This window comes from Cellulophaga geojensis KL-A, assembly GCF_000568425.1.
GTDB classification, from domain to species: Bacteria; Bacteroidota; Bacteroidia; order Flavobacteriales; family Flavobacteriaceae; genus Cellulophaga; species Cellulophaga lytica.
The window spans coordinates 1-18,822 of sequence record NZ_ARZX01000009.1 but is presented as its reverse complement, the minus strand read 5'-3'; the positions used below and the strand labels follow the sequence as shown (position 1 = coordinate 18,822).

The window sequence follows — 18,822 nt, the reverse complement described above, 5'->3', positions numbered from 1 at the left end:
TTTATTTTTGTTGAATAATTTCTTTATTCGTTTTTACTTTGGTCTCATTTAACAATTCTTGCAACTGCAATCTTCCTCTACGCAAATGTGTTCTAGATGTTTTTATTGGCAACTGTAAAATTTGTGATATTTCTTCGTGATCATACCCCTCTATTAGGTACAATTGCACCACTAACTTGTATTTAACTGTTAATGACTCTATTGCTTTAAGCACTTCTTTTTTTGTTATTGCATCATTAAAATACCAATCAGATTCTTCTTCAAACTCATATTCAACATCATCTAAATCCTCAAAAATTAACTTTTGTTTTTTTAACACATCTAAGCATTGGTTAATTACAATTCGTTTTAACCAAGCTCCTATTGTGTATGTTGACTCGTAATTATTAATTTTACCAAAAGCTTTTATAAAGCTCTCCTGCATTGCATCTTTTGCATCTTCTTCGTTTCTTAAATACCTACAAGCAATGGTAAACATTGCGTCACAATAATTTGTATACAACTGTAGCTGAGATTTTTTATCTCCTTTTTTACAGCCAGCAATTAATTGGTTTGTGGTTTGTTGCATAAATCTTTGTAAGTATTCTATCTTAAAAACGATTGCTTTTTTAAAGGGTTTCATTTTTAACAAAAAAACCATCACTAAATTTTAGTGATGGTTTAAAAATAAGTAAGTTCTAAAGTATTTATACCTGAAATTTATTTTTGTAATAATTTTTATAAATAGGCACCTGTATTAATGTCATTAACGCCAGCGCCGCTATACCATATACAAAACTACTATTTAAATGTATATTTTTAAATGGTGATGTTAGCACATTATAATTTGTATTTGGCAACCAACTTGAATTTTCTGCAGTTTCAAAAAATGATAAATACACGCATAAACCACCTACTATTACAAAAATAAGTGCCCAAGCTGGTTTAGATATTAAAGTTTTATAAGTAGTGGCTGTAGACGTTTTCTCTACTACTACTTTAGACATTATTAAATCTGTAAAATCTGCAGATGTTTTCTGTACGGGTAAAGACTGCATTGCTTTGCCTATAAAATCGTCTATATTTTTTTGTTCCTTATCCATATATATTTATTATTTCTGGAGAGATCCTAGTTTCTATTATTGCTGCTAATTTTTTTCTACTCCTAAACAATTTAACTTTTAAATTATTTACAGATGTTGCTGTTACTTCTGCTATTTCTTTTAATGACATTTCATCAAAATAAAACAAGGTTAGTAAAGCTCTTTCATCTGCAGATAGTAATGCTATGCATTGCTGTATTGCAACTGTACGCTCTTTATTTTGCATTTGCTCTAAAGCATTGTCTATTGTATGTAAACTTCTTTCGGTTACATTTTCTATAGGCACAACCAAAGCATCTTTTTTTAATTTTTTAAGTTTATCTAAACTTGTATTGTAAACCACTTTATATAGCCAAGTAGAAAATTTAGAGTCGCCCTTAAACTTATTTAATTTTGCATATGCTTTTACAAATGCATCCTGTGCTACCTCCTCTGCCTCTTCATTATTACGCAACATTCTTACAGCCAAAGTAAAAACCATATCCTTGTACTTATTTACAAGAAATGTGTAAGCTTGCGGATCACCGTTTAGCACTTTAGCTATGTAATGTTGGTCGTTTGTATTAGTCATTTGTAGGTTAGACGACCTGTTAATTGGTTTGGTTACCAAAGTAGCTAAAAAATATTTTTTTGATAAACTTGTAACCATATTTTAAAAACTATCGTCTTACCATAAGAACAAAATAAAATTAATCAATTTAAATTACATAATTATGGGACCAGAAGTACTAATTGTAGCATTAATATTTGCATCTATATTTGGAGTGTTTTACTTATTTTTTTCTACACGTAACAAAGAGCGCTTGGCTTTAATAGAAAAAGGTTTAGATGCAGGCATATTTGTGAAGGGAAAACAAGACAAAGCAGCACCTATTTGGAAAATACTTACGTTAAATTTTTCTTTGCTAATAATAGGTATTGGCTTAGGAATTTTACTTGGTAATATTTTTATTAATATGGGCTTAGATGAAGCTGTTGCTGTTGGTACAACTTTTATTACTGCAGGTACGGCTTTATTAATTGGCTTTTTTATGGTAAAAAAAATGGATAAGGAATAGACTTTATTATACACCAATTATTACTACCAAATAAAACCATTGTATTTATATGCAATGGTTTTTTATCTTTATAGGATGAAAGTAATAGCAACCAACCTTGGAAAACCAACCAAAATACAGTGGAATGGCAAGGAAGAAGTAACCGGAATTTACAAATACCCAACTACTGCACCTTTACTATTAATGAGTACAGATGTTGTTAACGACACTGTAATAGACCGTAAACACCACGGAGGTACAAACAAGGCTTGTTACCTATTTTCTGCAGATGTGTATGCATATTGGAAAGACCTTTACCCTACTTTGGAGTGGAACTGGGGAATGTTTGGAGAAAACCTTACTGTAGAAGGGTTAAATGAAGCTACAATTAGAATTGGTGATATTTACAAAATAGGAACCGCTATTGTGCAAGTATCACAACCAAGAGAACCTTGTTATAAGCTAGGTATACGATTTGGAAACCAACAAATACTAAAACAATTTATAGACCATAACCGTCCTGGCACTTATGTTCGTATTTTACAAGAAGGAACAGTTAAAACAGGAGATATTTTTACATTGGTAGAACAGTCTAAAAATGAACTTACTGTACAAGATTTTTACAAGTTACTTTTTGCTAAAGAAAAAGATACCTACCTAGTAAAACTAGCTGTTAATAATACTGCATTACCAGAAAAAAAGAGAACACGCTTAGCTAAATACCTTTAAAATTATGATATATCCTTGGCACCTATACCTTATGGCACTGCTGTATGTAATTGCAGGTATTATGCATTTTATAAAACCAAAAATATACACACGTATTATGCCCAGGTATTTACCTAAACATTTATTATTGGTACATATTAGTGGTATAGTAGAGGTTGTTGTTGGTGTAGGCTTACTTTACACACCTACTAAAAACTTAGCTATTTATACATTAATAGCAATGCTTATAGTTTTTTTACTGGTACATTTTTATATGCTTTCTAGTAAAAAAGCAGCCGCAGGTATACCACGGTATATTTTATTACTGCGTATACCTTTACAGTTTGCTTTAATGTATTGGGCCTATTATTACTTACAATTTTAAGCATAAAAAAAGGAGGCTAAATAGCCTCCTAAAACTCTCACAACAATACTTAATATAATTAGTTTAAGCTAACTAATTTGCTGTATCTATCTTTGTTTACTTCTACTACAAATCTAAATTCTTCTTCAGCAAAATTAGTAAATCTAAAAGCTTTTTCAACTCTTAATTTATTATCAAAATTCTCTGTGTAAACTTCGTTTCCTTCTAAATCATATACAGAAACTACAACTTTACCTTTCTTTTTATTTAAAAAGCTCATTACTACTAAATCACCTCTTTTCTGAAAAATTGGCTTAGTAACTTCTTTTTTCTCATCTACTATAACTTCTCCATTGTTAATGTGTATAGCGTAAGAAACTTTTTTTAACATATTTTCTACGTTTAAGTAGTAGTTTCCGTCTTCTAAACTCTCTACATTAAACTTTTTAGTGTAAACCGATCTATTTTGAATTTCTTCAGAATAAAATACTGAAGAATTCTGATCTACAAATTTTACAACTGTTTGTAGATTTCTAGCTTCAAACTTGAAGATTAAATCTTTTGAATTCTTTTTTGTCACCAATTCTAATGATGATTCTTCCATTGCAAAACCAGCAGTTGATACAAATAGAAACAGAACTAACGCGGAAATTTTAAAAATTGTTTTCATAGGTTTACTTTTTTAGGGTTATTCTTTTTGTTATGAATTGGTAATTAATTACACTGCAAATATATGTGGCATATTCTGTTTATTTTACCTCTATTTTTTCCAATATCTATGCTATATTAACCATAATAGTAAACAAACACTCTATTGACGTTAATTTAACATACAAAAAGGCCTAAATATTTAAAAAAAGGTGTTTTATAATGTATAGATATTATATTTTTGTATTCTAACTATTTAAAGATGACAAATCAAAAACCTATTTTTGAATCTATAGCTCCAGATTTTGGACATTCATTTACCTACCAAAAGTTTGATGAAGCCACTAATAATAAAAACAATACTTGGCATTATCATCCTGAAATAGAATTGGTTTATGTAAATGGTGGTTCTGGCAAAAGACAAATTGGAAGTCACATATCTTATTACACAGATGGAGATTTAATTTTAATTGATGGTAATTTACCACATTGTGGACTTACAGATGTGCTCACAAAAAACAAAAGTGAAACCGTAGTACAAATGTTACCCAACTTTTTAGGCGATAACTTTTTTAACTTACCCGAGCTTAGAAACATTAAATCTTTATTAGATACTTGCAAAGGTGGTATTGCTTTTCATGGCAATACTAAACTTAAAATTGGAGATAAAATTGAAGTATTAGAATACCAAACAGATTTTCAAAGATTAATATCTATACTAAACATATTAAATGAGTTGGGTAAATCTAAAGAGTATACTTTATTAAACGCAGAAGGTTTTGCTATGAAAACAGAAGTTAAAGATAACGACCGTATTAATGTTATTTTTAATTACGTTAAAGCAAACTTTAGAGAAGAAATTACATTAGACAGTATAGCGTCTTTGGTTAATATGACGGTACCATCATTTTGTAGGTATTTTAAAAAAATTACCAATAAAACATTTATACAGTTTACCAATGAGTATAGATTAGTACACGCTTCTAAATTACTAGCAGAACAAAAAATGAGTATTACAGAGGTTTGTTTTGAATGTGGTTTTAATAATTTTTCTCACTTTAATAAATCGTTTAAAAAATTTACCGGACAAAACCCTTCAGAATACAGAAACGAACTAAAAACTATTGTTGCTTAAATTAGTTAGTTGTTTGTACCTTATTATATAGGGCACAAAAAAAATCGGTTTTAAATATATTTAAAACCGATTTTTTTTATTTGTTATCCTTATTAATGCAAGTTACATACTGTCTTTACTAAGTTTGGATGGCCTTACTAATGTCCTCATACACAACTACATTATACAAAATGCAACAGTTATGCCAAAATTTAAAAAAACACAGTTGTATTTACTAAATAATCGTTAAAACTATTTATAAATTTGGTTTAACACCTTAGCTAAGCGTAAACCTCCTTTTAATAATTGCTTGCGTAATGTACCCATATGTAGGTAACTGTATCTGTAACCTAGTTTTTCTCCTATTTCTGCAGACTTATACACTTCTTCTGCTAAATCTTGAGATTCCTCTATCCAATCATAAATAGTACCTTCTTTTATTTTAGCTTTTTCTTTTTTGTCTAATTTAGGTAAAGCGTTGGCTAGTTCTGTATAACTCATCCCGTAAGACTCTATCATATCAGAATCCCAAACACGGTGTAAGTTAGACCCTCCATTAAACCAGCGTACTTGTATATCATTACCTCCTTTGTCTTCTGCGTGTCCTGCGTGTAAAGGTTGGTGCATATCTCCTACTAAATGTACTAACATTTTTAAATGAAAGGATTTATCTTTTTTAGAGCTTTTTTCATCTTTTAATACAGATACACATTTTTCTATACCTATCATTAAATCTCCTTCTTTTGGAGGCGTAATTTCTGTGTACTTTTTATCAGCAGGAAAATTTACATAATGCCAAGGAAAATAAGCTCTAAAATCACGATCAGATTTTATTTCATCTGCATAATTAGATACAAATGCTAAATCTTGCCCTTCTAATATTTTCTTTATTGCCTTTTTTGCTTTTCTACTAAGTTCTTTCTGTGCTACCTCACCAACAGTTCTGTGCCCTGTTTTACCCCAAAAAATGTTGTTAGCAAAGGAAACTTGTACTGCTAAAAAAAGTAAAATACTTATCTTTTTCATTCTAATAATATTTTTGGCTAAAATAGATAATGTAGCTTAAAGTAATGTTATTTTTTAGTTGGTTTTAATTTTTTAACTTATCCTTATACACAAAAACATTCTATTTTGATTTTAAAGAAAATAAAGAATCCATATTTAAGGTACACCACTATACTATTACTTGCTTTTACACTTATAATCTCATTATTTATTTTAAGTGTTTATGTAGGTGTATGGGGAAAAATACCTAGCAAAAAAGAACTAACAACATTAAAGTACCAACAAGCATCAGAAGTTTATTCTGCAGATAGTGTTTTAATTGGTAAATATTATTTACAAGATAGGCAACCCATACCTTATGCAAATTTCCCTAAACATTTAATAGATGCATTAGTGGCTATTGAAGATGAGCGTTTTTACAGTCATAGTGGCGTAGATTATAAAAGTATGCTTAGGGTTGCATTTAAAAGTATTTTATTGCAAGACAAATCTTCTGGTGGTGGTAGCACTATTAGCCAACAATTAGCAAAAAACTTATATCCAAGAACAAAACGTGGAAAGTTTAATTTAGCTATTGCTAAACTTAAAGAAATGTTTGTTGCCAGTAGGCTAGAAAGTATTTATAGTAAAGAAGAAATACTATATCATTATTTAAATCAGGTATCTTTTGGTGATAATACACACGGCATAGAAAGTGCTTCTTTAAAGTTTTTTAATAAACACGCTAAACAATTAACTATCCCCGAAGCTGCCACATTAGTAGGTATGCTAAAAGCTACATACGGCTATAACCCTAGAGTTTTTCCTAAAAAAAGTACCAATCGCAGAAATTTAGTAATGCAAGCGATGTACAAAAACGGGTATATAAATGAAAAACAAAAAGATACTCTGCCTCAAACTCCTTTACAATTAAACTATAGAGACTTTAATTATAATGATGGTATTGCTCCCTATTTTAGAGAAGAGGTTAGAAAGCAACTTTTAAAATGGACTAAAGAAAAAAATGCAAAAGGTGAAGATTTAAATATTTATACCTCCGGATTAAAAATATACACCACTTTAAATTACAAAATGCAATTGTTAGCAGAAGAAGCTATGCAAGAGCATATGAAAAAATTACAATCAGATTTTGAAAAAAGTTATGGTAAAAATGCACCGTGGCTAACCAATAAAAGTATTATTAACAAAGCGGTAAAACAATCATTACCCTATAAAAAGCTAAAAGCACTAAACCTACCAGAAAAGCAAATACTAGATTCTTTAAACAAAAAAAAGAGAATGACTTTAGCTACTTGGGATAAAGACATTACAATACAAGCCAGTACAATAGATAGTATTAAGCATTACAGTAAGTTTTTAAATATCGGCTCTTTGGCTGTAGATCCAAAGAGTGGAGAAGTAAAAGTTTGGATTGGTGGTGTTAATTTTAAACACTTTAAGTACGACCATATATCGCAAAGTAAAAGGCAAGTTGGCTCTACTTTTAAACCAATTGTATACACCACTGCCTTAGAGCAAGGCATTGGTCCGTGTACATATTTCTCTGCACAAGAGGTAGAATATAAAAATTTAAAACAATGGAGCCCGTCTAACTCTGGCTCTAAAGATGAAGCCTACCTTAATTACACAATGCAAGAAGCACTTAGTAAATCTGTAAACACTGTTGCTGTTAAAGTATTAGAGAAAGCAGGAATAAAAAATACTATTGAACAAGCTAAAAAAATGGGAATCTCTACAGACTTACCTAATGAGCCTTCTTTGGCTTTAGGTACTGCAGAGGTAAAAATTAACGAACTAGCAAAAGCATACACAACTTTTGCTAATAATGGCAAGCACAGCACTCCGTTTTTAATTAAGCAAATTGCAACCAGTAAAGACTCTATAATTGAAACTTTTGAACCACAAATTAGTAAAGAAGCCGCTTTTTCTAATAAAACTAATATGATTATGTTAGAGTTAATGAAAGCTACTATTAATACTGGCACAGCCTCAAGAATACGTAACAGCTACAAATTAACTAATGACATTGCAGGCAAAACAGGTACTACCCAAAACAATAAAGATGCTTGGTTTGTAGGCGTAACTCCTAAATTAGTAAGCGTTACTTGGGTTGGTTTAGACAATCATGAAATTGGATTTAAAAGCACAAGTTTAGGTCAGGGTGCAAATGCAGCATTACCTGCTTTTGCTTTGTTTCTTCAGAAAATGAATAAAGAAGCCGATTTTAATTACATTACAAAAGCCAAATTTAAAAAACCTACAGATGCAATTTTGCAAGATTTAGACTGTGAACCCATAAAAAAAGATGGCTTTTTAAAACGTTTATTTAAAAACCCTAATAAGAAAAAACGTAAAGAGTTTAAGCGTAGTTAGTCTCTTATTAATATATTTATAAAAACTATAAGGATTAAAACTAATATGAAAGAATATAAGATTGTTAGACAAAGAACTAAATTCCGTAATACAGATAGCGAATTTGAAAATGAATTAAATGCATTAGCTAAACAAGGTTGGATAGTAAAATCTTCTATTGTTATGAATAGCTCAAGTTTATTTAAGGTAATTTTAGAGCGCGATAAAAACAGGTAATTATGAAAAAACTACTAATACTATGTCTCGTATTCCCAATTCTAATTTTTGCTCAAGAAGTAAAAAAAGAAGAACTAGATTTAAAAAACGGAGACATTAGTTTACCTGGTACCTTAACAGTGGCCCAATCTAAAAATAAAACACCACTTGTAATTTTTATTCAAGGCTCTGGTAATGGTGACCGTAATGGTAACCAAGCCGGTACACTAATGCAAATTGGCTATATAAAAACCCTTAGAGATAGTTTAAATGCTAAAGGAATTTCATTTTATAGCTATGATAAAAGATCTGCAAATCTTAACAATTTAAAAAGTGTAAAAGATATTAGCTTTAAAGGTTTTGTTGCAGATGCCAACGTAGCTATAGATTATTTTAAAAACGACAAACGCTTTAGTGGCATTACTATAATTGGGCATAGCCAAGGTTCTTTGGTTGGTATGTTGGCCATTAATGCTCGTAATGATAAAGCTGTTACTTCTTATATTTCTTTAGCCGGACCAGGAAAAACTTTTGACAAAACAATTGTAGAACAATTAACAGCGCAAAACCCAAGTTTAGGCCAAGCCGCAAAAGAACAATTTGAAGAATTAGTACAGACAGATACTATTAAAGAGGTTAATCCGCTTTTAATGAGTGTTTTTCAACCAGTTTATCAAAAATTTATGAAAGAATGGGCTACAGAAAATCCTGCTACTGAAATTAAAAAAATGAAGATTCCTGTTTTAATTTTAAATGGTGATGCAGATCTTCAAGTTAGTACAGACGATGCTCAATTATTAAAAAACGCCCAGCCAAAAGCTACTTTAAAAATAATTCCAAAAATGAATCATGTTTTAAAAGTTGTGAATTCTATAGTTGAAAACCAAGAAGCTTATACATCAAAAGACTATAAAATATCTAAAGAGCTTATTAATACTATAGATAAATTTGTATCTAACTAAAAAAAACTTGTGAACCTATAATAATGACTTATAAAATTTTGTGTTCTGATTTAGACGGAACCTTACTTACCACAAAAAATGATGTTTCTGAAGTAACCATATCAGAAATAAACAGAATAAAAAACCACCTTAAAATAATTTTAGTTTCTGCCAGAATGCCAAAGTCTATGCGCTACTTGCAAGAAAGATTAGGCATACAAAATTTACCTATTATTTGCTATAATGGTGCTTTAGTCTTAGATAATAACAAAGAGTTATTTTCTACTTTCATAAGCATTAAAGAATTGCAAACCATATACACTATTGCAGAAAAATACAACGTAAAAATGGGACTGTATTTTAATGATGAATGGTATGTACCACAAGACTCTGAGCGCGTTCAAAAAGAAATTCACCATACAAAAGCAGAGCCAATTTTTGAAGACACTAAAGTAACATTAGTAAATTGGGAAAAGAGAGGTGTTGGTGCCCATAAAATTATGCTAATGGGAACTAAAGAAACTACAGATGCTATTTTTACAGCCTTAACATCAGCATTAAGTGAACTTCTTCATTTTTACAGATCTAATGACACTTTAATAGAAGTTGCCCCTAAAACCATATCTAAATTATCTGCTATAGAATTACTACTGCAAAATGAAACTTTAGATGAAGTTATTGCATTTGGAGACAACTATAATGATATGGAAATGCTAACCCATGTTGGTTGTGGTGTAGCTGTAGAGAACGGAAGAACAGAAGTTAAGGCAATTGCAAACCACATAACTCTTAAAAATACAGAAAACGGAGTTGCGCATTTTATTAAGCAAAACATCATAATTTAAGTATATTTGAGAAAACTCACTTTTTAGAACAACTATACCTATGACCGAAAATTTTATTGAACCACTTATTACAGATGATAAAGTTGTTTTTGGATTACTAACACTTTGCTTAGGCTTTGTTTTTTACACCTCAGCAAAAAAAACTGGTTTTTGGGGTAAATTTTACACCATTGTACCTGGTATTTTACTTTGTTACTTATTACCTGCAATTTTAACCTCTACAGGAATTATTGCAGAAACTTGGAAAACAGTAGATGATGCAGGTATAATAACAGAACACGAGTCTGGCTTATACCATATGGCAAGTAGGTATTTATTACCTGCCGCTTTGGTTTTAATGACCTTAAGTATAGACTTAAAAGCAATAACCAATTTAGGCTCTAAAGCTCTAATTATGTTTTTAACAGGTTCTGTAGGTATAATTATTGGCGGGCCATTAGCTATATTAATTGTTTCTATTTTTTCTCCTGATACTGTTGGTGGTAATGATTTTGATGCTATATGGAGAGGACTTTCTACCATTGCTGGTAGTTGGATTGGTGGTGGAGCAAACCAAGCTGCTATGTTAGAAATTTTTCAGTATAATCCAGAAAAATATGGTGGTATGGTACTTATAGATGTTGTTGTAGCTAATATTTGGATGGCCATTATTTTATTAGGTGTTGGTAAAACTACTAAAATTGACAAGTGGTTAAAAGCAGATGCATCTGCCATAGAAAAATTAAAGGTGAAAGTAACTGCTTTTACAGAAAAAATTACAAGAATACCAACTACACAAGATTATATGATGTTGCTTTTCTTTGCCTTTACGGCAGTTGGCTTAGCACATTTTTTAGGTGAAAACATTAGCTCTTATTTAGGAGATAATGTTGCTGCTGTAGCAGATAAAAAAAGTTTTTTATCTTTTTTAGGTTCTAGCTTTTTCTGGATGGTTGTTTTAGCTACTATTGCTGGTATAGCATTATCTTTTACAAAAGCTAAAAACTTAGAAGGTGCTGGTGCTAGTAAAATAGGCGGTGTATTTATATACGTTTTAGTTGCTACTATTGGTATGAAAATGGATTTAGGTAAGGTATTAGAAAACCCAGGATTAATTGCCATTGGCTTAATTTGGATTACCATACACGCTGGTTTACTAATATTAGTTGCTAAACTTATTAAGGCTCCTTATTTCTTTTTAGCTGTTGGTAGCCAAGCCAATGTTGGTGGTGCAGCTTCTGCGCCTATAGTAGCTGCAGAGTTTCACCCATCATTAACATCTGTAGGAGTGCTACTTGCTGTTTTTGGCTATGTAGTAGGTACAGGCGGTGCACTACTTTGTGCATACCTTATGGAAGTTGCCTCTGCTCTTTAATTAAAAAGTTATACACAAAACAAAAAGCATTAACGATTTTTTAAGAAAAATTATTGATATTTGCTGCACTTAAAAAATTATAAAATGAATAGATTTTTTCTTCTGTTTCTTCTAGGTATTAGCATTATTGCTTGTAATTCTACAACTAAAAACACTATGACTGTTTCTGGTAATGTAAAAGGCCTAAAAAAAGGAACATTGTATTTACAAAAAGTGAATGATACTGTTTTAATTACAGTTGATTCTTTACAAATTAAAGGAGATGGTAATTATACATTATCTACTGAATTAGAAAGTCCTGAAATATTTTATTTGTATTTAGACAAGTCTGATAACTCTGAATTTAATGATAGAATTACTTTTTTTGGAGAACTTGGTAACATTACTATTAATACAGCTTGGAACACATTTGCTTTAAATGCAAAAATTGAAGGATCTGATTCTCAAAAAAAACTAGAAGAGTTTAGAAAAAATGCTTCTAAGTTTAATGCAGAAGCATTACGCCTTGCACAAACGGCACAGTTGCCAGGCATACAAGGTAATGAGCAAGCTATAGATTCTTTAAATAAAATGTTATCTAAAAATAACTTACGTGGATATTTGTATGCTTTAAACTACTCATTAAACCACAAAGAGTCTTACGTGGCTCCTTATTTAGCTTTAACAGAAGTACCAGATGTTAATGTTAAATACCTAGACTCTATCTACAACTCATTGCCAGATAGTATATCGGTTTCTAAATATGGTAAAAAGTTAAAAGAACATATTAGCAAAGTAAAAGCTGCTAACAAATAAGCATAAAAAAACATCCGCCAATGGCGGATGTTTTTATTTTGTATAAACAGTAAAAATTAACCTAATTTGTTAACCTCTGCTATTAATTCTGTAGCTTTAGTTTCTAGCTCTGTACGTACAGCACTTAAATGCTTACTTCTATTATCTACATCTTTATTGTTTACTTTAGCGATTAACTCATCAAAAGTAGCAATTGCAGAATCTATAATTTTAGAACCTTCTTTAGAATCTTTAGAGTTTGAAGTTGCTTCCCAAAAGTAAACTGCTTCAATAATATCTCCTAAAACAAAATTGATGTCTTTTTTTAAATCTCTTATGCTTGCCATTTGTATTTATTTTTATGCAAAAATACATATTTAACTTATACAAAGAGTTTCTAACCCTTAATATATTAGCTTAAGTCTTAAATAGGTTAAATTGTTACTTCTAATAACTTAGCTCCGCTAGAAATTATTTCTATAGATTTAGAAAGTGCTGGCACTAAAATAGTTTCTCCTTTTACCAAGTTAGCTTCACCAAATTCGTTTTTCACAGTTGCAGAACCACCTACACACATATAAATAGTAAAAGAGTCTCTACTAGTTACATCTTGTTTAATATTTTCCGTTAATTCTATAAAATTAGTTTTAAAGTAAGGGCAATCTACCATTGTGTTTACCTCATTCTTCTCTGTACTATATGTAACTTTAAAATCGTCCTTTTTAGTGTAATCTATAGCATCTAAAGCTTGCTCTGTATGCAACTCTCTTAGGTTTCCGTTTTTATCTTTACGGTTAAAATCAAAAACTCGATAAGTAACGTCAGAAGTTTGCTGAATTTCTGCTAATAAAACACCTGCACCAATTGCGTGTATTTTTCCTGTATTAATAAAAAAAGTATCACCTTCTTTTACCTTTTCATAGTTTAGTAAATCTAGTAACGTATCATTTTTAATACTGTTGGCATACTCATCTTTAGCTACATCTTTATTAAAACCTACAATAAGCTCAGCATCTTGGTCTGCATCCATTACATACCACATTTCTGTTTTACCAAAAGAGTTATGTCTTTTTTTAGCCAACTCATCATTTGGGTGTAACTGTATAGATAAATCTTGCTTGGCATCTATAAATTTTATCAATATAGGAAACTCTTTGCCAAAACGTTCTGCTACACTTACGCCTAAAAGATCATTTGTTTGTGTATTAATTAGCTCTTGCAATGATATACCTGCTAAATCTCCGTTAGAAACCACAGAAACATCTCCTTTAACGGTAGACAACTCCCAGCTTTCTCCTGTTATATCATTTTCTATGGGCTTATTTAAAACATCTCTTAACTTGGTACCTCCCCAAAGTCTTTCTTTTAAAATAGGGTTAAATTTTAACGGATACATATATGTGTTGTTTATAAATTTGACATTTTTTTATCCAGAATAGGTTACATAGTTTCGTGGGGTCTCATACAATACAACCTCCAAGTCTTTTGTAGCATCTATCTCTGGTCTAAGCTTGTTCCAAATAACCACAGCTATGTTTTCTGCTGTTGGGTTTAATTCTTTAAACTCTGGAACCTCTATATTTAAATTTTTATGATCTAAAGCTTTCTCTATTTTTTCTTTAATAAGATCTTTTAAAACTTTCATATCCATTACAAAGCCTGTTGTAGGATCTATTTCTCCTGCAACGCTAACAATAAGTTCATAATTGTGACCATGATAATTAGGATTGCTACACAAACCAAAAACTGCTTTATTTTTTTCTGCATCCCAATCTTTATTATGCAGTCTGTGAGCCGAATTAAAATGTGCTTTTCTACTTACTTTAACCTTCATATTAATATTGGTTTTGAAGTGTGTACTTGTGAAAACGGTCAAAAATTATTTTAAACCATTCTGTATAGTTTTGAGGATTTTTATTGATATCTATTTTTATATCATCTAAAGCCATCCATTTCCAATCTTCTACTTCTGCTTTGTTTATATTGGGCTCATCATTAAACTTCCCAATCATTACATGGTCTAATTCATGCTCTGTTAAACCATTATCAAAAGGAGCTTTGTATATAAATGAAAAAAGTTCTTTTAGTTCTGTTACAAATCCCATTTCTTCTTGTAACCTTCTTTTACCTGCTTCTAAGTTAGTCTCACCTACTCTTTGGTGACTGCAACAGGTGTTGGTCCATAACAAAGGAGAGTGATATTTCTCTGATGCACGTTGCTGCAACATTGTTTCTCCTTTATCATTCATTACAAATACAGAAAATGCTCTATGGAGGAGTGCTTTTTCATGAGCCTCCATTTTACCCATTGTTCCTATTTGCTGGTCTTGTTCGTTAACTAATATTACTTGTTCTTCAATCATAATATTACAAAAATAAGACCTTTATGTTATTTATGAGCAACATAAAAAAGAAAAAACACCTTTACAAGTAAAAGTGTTTTTCATCTATTTTTATCGCTAAATTATTAAATTAAAAGAATCTAGGCGATTTTAAATTTTTCTTAGTTTTTATAAAGTCATAACGCAACATTACCTCAAAAGAGCCATCATTAAAAGAAGTACTACCTAGTTCTGTTGTTTCTTTATCGTAGGCTAAACCTATCATAAAATCTTCTGACACTTGAAAACCAAACATTCCACTAAATGCCGCACTCCAACGGTATGCTCCCCCTAAAATAAATTTATCGTTAAACATAAAATTAGCAGACAAATCTACTTGTAATGGAGCACCTTTTACACCTTTGGTTAAAATTGTTGGTTTAAACTTTACAGATTCATTTAAATCAAAAACATATCCTGTCATTAAATAAATATGCATTTGCTCATTTGCTACTGTTGGGTTAGAACCCTCTGCAAAATGTTTTGTTTCTAATATTCTTGGAACAGATAAACCTGCATAAAATTTTTCTGTATGATAATAAACTCCAGCACCAACATTTGGTGAAAATCTATTATCAATATCTTGCTGTAAAGTTGGATCTACACCATTGCTATTATCTTGGTTTAGTTCTGAAAAACGAACATCTAATAAGTGTGCACTAGCCTTTAAACCAAATGACAACCTACCCTCTAAAGATGTATATATTGTATAGGAAAAATCGCCATCAAAATAGGTTTCTGAAGTTGGACCAATTACATCGTTAACCACAGAAAAACCAACTCCCACACCTCTATACCCAACTGGTGTATGAAAATTAAAGGTTTGCGTTTTTGGCGCCCCATCTAGACCTACCCATTGAGACCTGTGCAGTAAACCAACACTCATATGACCACGAGAACCTGCATAAGCCGGATTTATACTAATGGTATTGTACATATACTGTGTGTATTGCGCATCTTGCTGTGCCCAACCAGATACAGTACCTAAGGTTAACAGCAATGTAATTGCTATTAATAGTTTATAATATTTTATTATTGCGCTCATAAACTTAATGCTATTTGTTTAAATATATGTAGCCGCTAAGCTGTTTAGTTTTACCTGCTGGTGTTGTATAATCTAACACATAAAAATATGTTCCAACTGGTAATTTTTTATCTTTATTAACTGTAACTCTACCGTGAGATGTACCGTCAAAATTATTGTTTTGAGTGTCATAAGACTTTGTAACAAACACTTGTACTCCCCATCTATTGTATATTCTAATAGTATTGTTAGGGAACCTCTCTAGTCCTGTTATTTTAAGTACATCATGTATACCATCTCCGTTAGGTGTAACTACATTAAATATTTCTATACCATCTTCTTCAGTCTCTGGAAAGTCTAAATAATCTGGAATTCCGTCTCCGTCTGCATCATCATTTGCATAATCTCCATCATTATTAATGTCTTCATCAATAGTTGGTATGCCGTCTCCATCATCATCCGCATCTCTATAATCAGATTCGTTATCACCATCTGAGTTAGGTAAATCATTTAAAGGATCATCTATTTCATCATTTTTATCATCATCAATAGATGTTTCTCCTTCAAAACCATCATCTAGACCATCGTTATCCTTATCAGACCCTACAAATGTATCATCTGGAATACCATTACTGTCTGTATCATTAGCTTCTATTACATCTGGCACACCATCGTTATCACTGTCTTCATCTAAGTAATCTGGCAAACTATCTCCATCTGTATCTACCGGAAATATTCCTAAATTACCATCAGTTTCATAAGCGTCATCTAAACCATTACCGTTTTCATCTAAACCACTAGGAGGTACATAATCTGCTGTAGTTTGCGCTTCAACGTTATCTGGAATACCATCATCATCTGCATCTATATCTAAATAATCTGGAATACCATCACCATCCGTATCTGTAGGATCTGTAGCTGGGTTATTATCTCCGTCTAAGTTCAGATCTTCAAAACTATCTAATATACCATCATTATCTGCATCTAAATCTGTCATTTCTACCTCATTCACAATAACAGTAATAGTAGATGTACTACAATTACCTAGAGTATCACAAATGGTATAAGTAAAAGTATCTCTACCAATATATCCTGGGTTTGGCGTGTATGTTATAACATCATCAGACGGGTTGTTTGGTGTACCATTATCATTTACGTCAATTGTACCGTTTGTTGGGTTTGTTGTTGTAAATGTACCATTGGTAGGTAAATCGTTATCATTTAAATGCCAATTATCTATAATTAATGTTTCATCTTCATTAGTTGCCACAACATCATCTTGTGTATCTAATATTGGTACAACAGTAACATCTACAGTTGCTGTACTACAATCACCATAACTATTACACACGGTGTATGTAAAAGAGTCTGGACCATTATAATTTGCATCTGGGATATAGGTAATAATATCATCAGACGGAATATTTGGTGTTCCATTATCATCAATAATTACCGTACCATTTACAGGGTCTGAAGTTGTTAATGTGCCAGGATTAGGTAAACCATTATCATTAGCAAAAACATCTACGATTATTGAGGTGTCTTCATCTACTGTAACAATATCATCTTCTAAATCACTTGCCTCACTCATACATACTACCTTAAAACTAGGTAGCTGAACAGAGTTACCTGCTTTAAGCAATGTTGCCACATATTTTATAACATCTTTAGTTGCTATAACTTGTGGTGCTGTTTGATTACCTGTTAACGCAGGAGACCAACTTACAGTTGCTCCTGCCGGCACATTAGCAGAAATATCTAATGTGACCTCATTATTTGGAGTATTACAGTCTGTTAATATAAAATATGTACTTGCGTTTTTACCACACAAGGTACCATCATACGTTGCAAAATATACGCCAGGCTGACTAACTTCATAGAAGAAATCGGTACCTAAAACAGTACTTGTATCAGCTGCATTATACCACTTATAATTATTCTCGTCTGTACTATTTGGTGCTTGCAATAAAAATTGAGCACTAACTACATTAGCGCAAAACAAGCCTAGTAGCAGAGCGAATAAAAATTTATATGTTTTAATTGATTTCAAATTTCTAGGATAAGTTTTTATTCGCTTTAGCTTACTTTACTACAAATACAACGTTTATTAAAGTGTTGTAGTCTGTAGGTTGATTAGTTACTGTATATGTTAATACTCCATTTGCATTTATAGACATTGTAGCCGTATTAAATACAGTAGGATCTGCATATGTAACATAGTAATATAATTCTGTTCTAGTATATGTTGGTAAAGCTGATGGTGCACCTGCACTACCAATAGTTGGCGTACCATATTGCTTAATATACTCATCATATAAATCTAATGTCTTAGTTCCGTTTGTTGCAACATCTACTTCTACAGAAGGCGGATAAAATATACGTGCTGCTTTAGATGTAATAGGAGCTATTGCTTGTATTACTTCTTGTACATTTGTTTCTGCTGTTGGTGATGCTTCACCTCCTTCATCTACATCTATAGGTGTACGTAACTCTACTTCGTCATCATATTGATCATCTGAACCTAAATCTGATAATGGAACATTAAAGTTTCCTCCGCCATCTGTTAATCTTAAATTAGTACCTACTACTCTAAAATTAGTATTGTATTCGTTACCGATTACAGAATCTGCATCATCAACATTAATAGTAACATTGTTACCTCCTGATATAGCTACATAACCTGCATTACCATTTGTTGATAATGTCTGATCATCTGATGCTGGATCTCCTGGATCTCCTTTTTGTCCCGCTGGGCCTTGTGGTCCTTGAGCACCTGTTGCTCCAGTGGCACCTCTCTCACCTTGATCTCCTTTATCTCCTTTATCTCCCTTTTGACCATCCTGACCATTTTGTCCTGGTTGTCCTTGAGGTCCCTGCGGACCTTGTGCTCCTGTTGCTCCAATGGCACCTCTTTCACCCTGATCTCCTTTATCTCCTTTTTCTCCCTGTGGACCTTGCGCTCCTGTTGCGCCAGTCT

At 31.6% G+C, this 18,822-nt stretch carries 22 protein-coding genes; 10 read left to right on the top strand and 12 right to left on the bottom strand.

All coding sequences use genetic code 11. The annotated features are described in order from the left end of the window. Window position 1 precedes the first annotated feature (1 nt). The 3 genes from KLA_RS08445 to KLA_RS08435 form a co-directional block, all read right to left on the bottom strand. Window positions 2-622 (bottom strand): RNA polymerase sigma factor, encoded by a 621-nt coding sequence (locus tag KLA_RS08445; RefSeq protein WP_235183527.1) that lies wholly within the window; start codon window positions 620-622, stop codon window positions 2-4. 64 nt (window positions 623-686) lie between these two features. Next, on the bottom strand, window positions 687-1,082 hold the full coding sequence (locus KLA_RS08440) for a hypothetical protein (protein ID WP_034645056.1): 396 nt from the start codon (window positions 1,080-1,082) through the stop codon (window positions 687-689). Further along, window positions 1,075-1,731, bottom strand: coding sequence for an RNA polymerase sigma factor (locus KLA_RS08435; protein ID WP_235183526.1), 657 nt, complete (start codon window positions 1,729-1,731; stop codon window positions 1,075-1,077). The genes KLA_RS08440 and KLA_RS08435 overlap by 8 nt, the downstream gene beginning before the upstream one ends. A 64-nt stretch (window positions 1,732-1,795) precedes the next feature. Between KLA_RS08435 and KLA_RS08430 the strand changes: the two genes are divergently transcribed. The 3 genes from KLA_RS08430 to KLA_RS08420 all read left to right on the top strand — a co-directional run bounded on the left by KLA_RS08430 (window position 1,796) and on the right by KLA_RS08420 (window position 3,212). After that, the gene (locus KLA_RS08430; RefSeq protein ID WP_013620081.1) at window positions 1,796-2,140 is read left to right on the top strand and encodes a DUF6249 domain-containing protein; all 345 of its coding nucleotides are present in this window, start codon (window positions 1,796-1,798) and stop codon (window positions 2,138-2,140) included. A gap of 75 nt (window positions 2,141-2,215) precedes the next feature. Beyond that, entirely contained in the window at window positions 2,216-2,848 is a 633-nt protein-coding gene (locus KLA_RS08425) for an MOSC domain-containing protein (protein WP_034645054.1), read from the top strand. Between the two features lie 4 nt (window positions 2,849-2,852). Continuing rightward, entirely contained in the window at window positions 2,853-3,212 is a 360-nt protein-coding gene (locus KLA_RS08420) for a hypothetical protein (RefSeq protein ID WP_013620083.1), read from the top strand. A 58-nt stretch (window positions 3,213-3,270) separates the two neighbouring features. On the opposite strand, the gene KLA_RS17560 is transcribed toward KLA_RS08420, so the two are convergent. Further along, window positions 3,271-3,861 (bottom strand): hypothetical protein, encoded by a 591-nt coding sequence (locus KLA_RS17560; protein ID WP_013620084.1) that lies wholly within the window; start codon window positions 3,859-3,861, stop codon window positions 3,271-3,273. A 240-nt stretch (window positions 3,862-4,101) separates the two neighbouring features. On the opposite strand from KLA_RS17560, the gene KLA_RS08410 reads away from it, so the two are divergent. Then, the gene (locus tag KLA_RS08410; protein ID WP_013620085.1) at window positions 4,102-4,974 is read left to right on the top strand and encodes an AraC family transcriptional regulator; all 873 of its coding nucleotides are present in this window, start codon (window positions 4,102-4,104) and stop codon (window positions 4,972-4,974) included. Between the two features lie 231 nt (window positions 4,975-5,205). On the opposite strand, the gene KLA_RS08405 is transcribed toward KLA_RS08410, so the two are convergent. Next, window positions 5,206-5,979, bottom strand: coding sequence for a S1/P1 nuclease (locus KLA_RS08405; protein ID WP_013620086.1), 774 nt, complete (start codon window positions 5,977-5,979; stop codon window positions 5,206-5,208). Window positions 5,980-6,084: 105 nt separating this feature from the next. On the opposite strand from KLA_RS08405, the gene KLA_RS08400 reads away from it, so the two are divergent. The 6 genes from KLA_RS08400 (at window position 6,085) to KLA_RS08380 (ending at window position 12,461) form a co-directional block, all read left to right on the top strand. Further along, window positions 6,085-8,331 carry a penicillin-binding protein 1A gene (locus KLA_RS08400; RefSeq protein WP_034645051.1) on the top strand — a complete coding sequence of 749 codons (2,247 nt, stop codon included), beginning with the start codon at window positions 6,085-6,087 and terminating at the stop codon, window positions 8,329-8,331. A gap of 45 nt (window positions 8,332-8,376) precedes the next feature. Continuing rightward, a complete protein-coding gene (locus tag KLA_RS17820) occupies window positions 8,377-8,547 on the top strand; it encodes a DUF4177 domain-containing protein (RefSeq protein WP_083653473.1) in 171 nt (56 codons plus the stop codon). Window positions 8,548-8,549: 2 nt separating this feature from the next. After that, window positions 8,550-9,488 carry an alpha/beta hydrolase gene (locus tag KLA_RS08395; protein WP_034645048.1) on the top strand — a complete coding sequence of 313 codons (939 nt, stop codon included), beginning with the start codon at window positions 8,550-8,552 and terminating at the stop codon, window positions 9,486-9,488. Window positions 9,489-9,511: 23 nt separating this feature from the next. After that, window positions 9,512-10,312, top strand: a complete 801-nt coding sequence (locus KLA_RS08390) for a Cof-type HAD-IIB family hydrolase (RefSeq protein ID WP_034645045.1) — start codon at window positions 9,512-9,514, stop codon at window positions 10,310-10,312. 40 nt (window positions 10,313-10,352) lie between these two features. After that, on the top strand, window positions 10,353-11,666 hold the full coding sequence (locus KLA_RS08385) for a DUF819 domain-containing protein (protein ID WP_034645043.1): 1,314 nt from the start codon (window positions 10,353-10,355) through the stop codon (window positions 11,664-11,666). A gap of 84 nt (window positions 11,667-11,750) precedes the next feature. Beyond that, on the top strand, window positions 11,751-12,461 hold the full coding sequence (locus KLA_RS08380) for a DUF4369 domain-containing protein (protein WP_034645042.1): 711 nt from the start codon (window positions 11,751-11,753) through the stop codon (window positions 12,459-12,461). 56 nt (window positions 12,462-12,517) lie between these two features. Here KLA_RS08380 and KLA_RS08375 read toward each other — a convergent pair whose 3' ends face one another. The 7 genes from KLA_RS08375 to KLA_RS17555 form a co-directional block, all read right to left on the bottom strand. Further along, on the bottom strand, window positions 12,518-12,787 hold the full coding sequence (locus KLA_RS08375; RefSeq protein ID WP_013620093.1) for a hypothetical protein: 270 nt from the start codon (window positions 12,785-12,787) through the stop codon (window positions 12,518-12,520). Between the two features lie 86 nt (window positions 12,788-12,873). Beyond that, window positions 12,874-13,836 (bottom strand): type I phosphomannose isomerase catalytic subunit, encoded by a 963-nt coding sequence (locus KLA_RS08370; RefSeq protein ID WP_034645039.1) that lies wholly within the window; start codon window positions 13,834-13,836, stop codon window positions 12,874-12,876. A gap of 30 nt (window positions 13,837-13,866) precedes the next feature. Next, entirely contained in the window at window positions 13,867-14,274 is a 408-nt protein-coding gene (locus KLA_RS08365) for a 6-pyruvoyl trahydropterin synthase family protein (protein ID WP_013620095.1), read from the bottom strand. Window position 14,275: 1 nt separating this feature from the next. Next, window positions 14,276-14,803, bottom strand: coding sequence for an isopentenyl-diphosphate Delta-isomerase (gene idi, locus KLA_RS08360; protein WP_013620096.1), 528 nt, complete (start codon window positions 14,801-14,803; stop codon window positions 14,276-14,278). A gap of 109 nt (window positions 14,804-14,912) precedes the next feature. After that, a complete protein-coding gene (locus KLA_RS08355) occupies window positions 14,913-15,866 on the bottom strand; it encodes a type IX secretion system membrane protein PorP/SprF (RefSeq protein WP_034645036.1) in 954 nt (317 codons plus the stop codon). Between the two features lie 10 nt (window positions 15,867-15,876). Next, a complete protein-coding gene (locus KLA_RS08350) occupies window positions 15,877-17,895 on the bottom strand; it encodes a gliding motility-associated C-terminal domain-containing protein (RefSeq protein WP_034645035.1) in 2,019 nt (672 codons plus the stop codon). Between the two features lie 31 nt (window positions 17,896-17,926). Continuing rightward, the coding region (locus tag KLA_RS17555; protein WP_051456070.1) for a collagen-like protein at window positions 17,927-18,822 on the bottom strand (896 nt) is incomplete at its 5' end.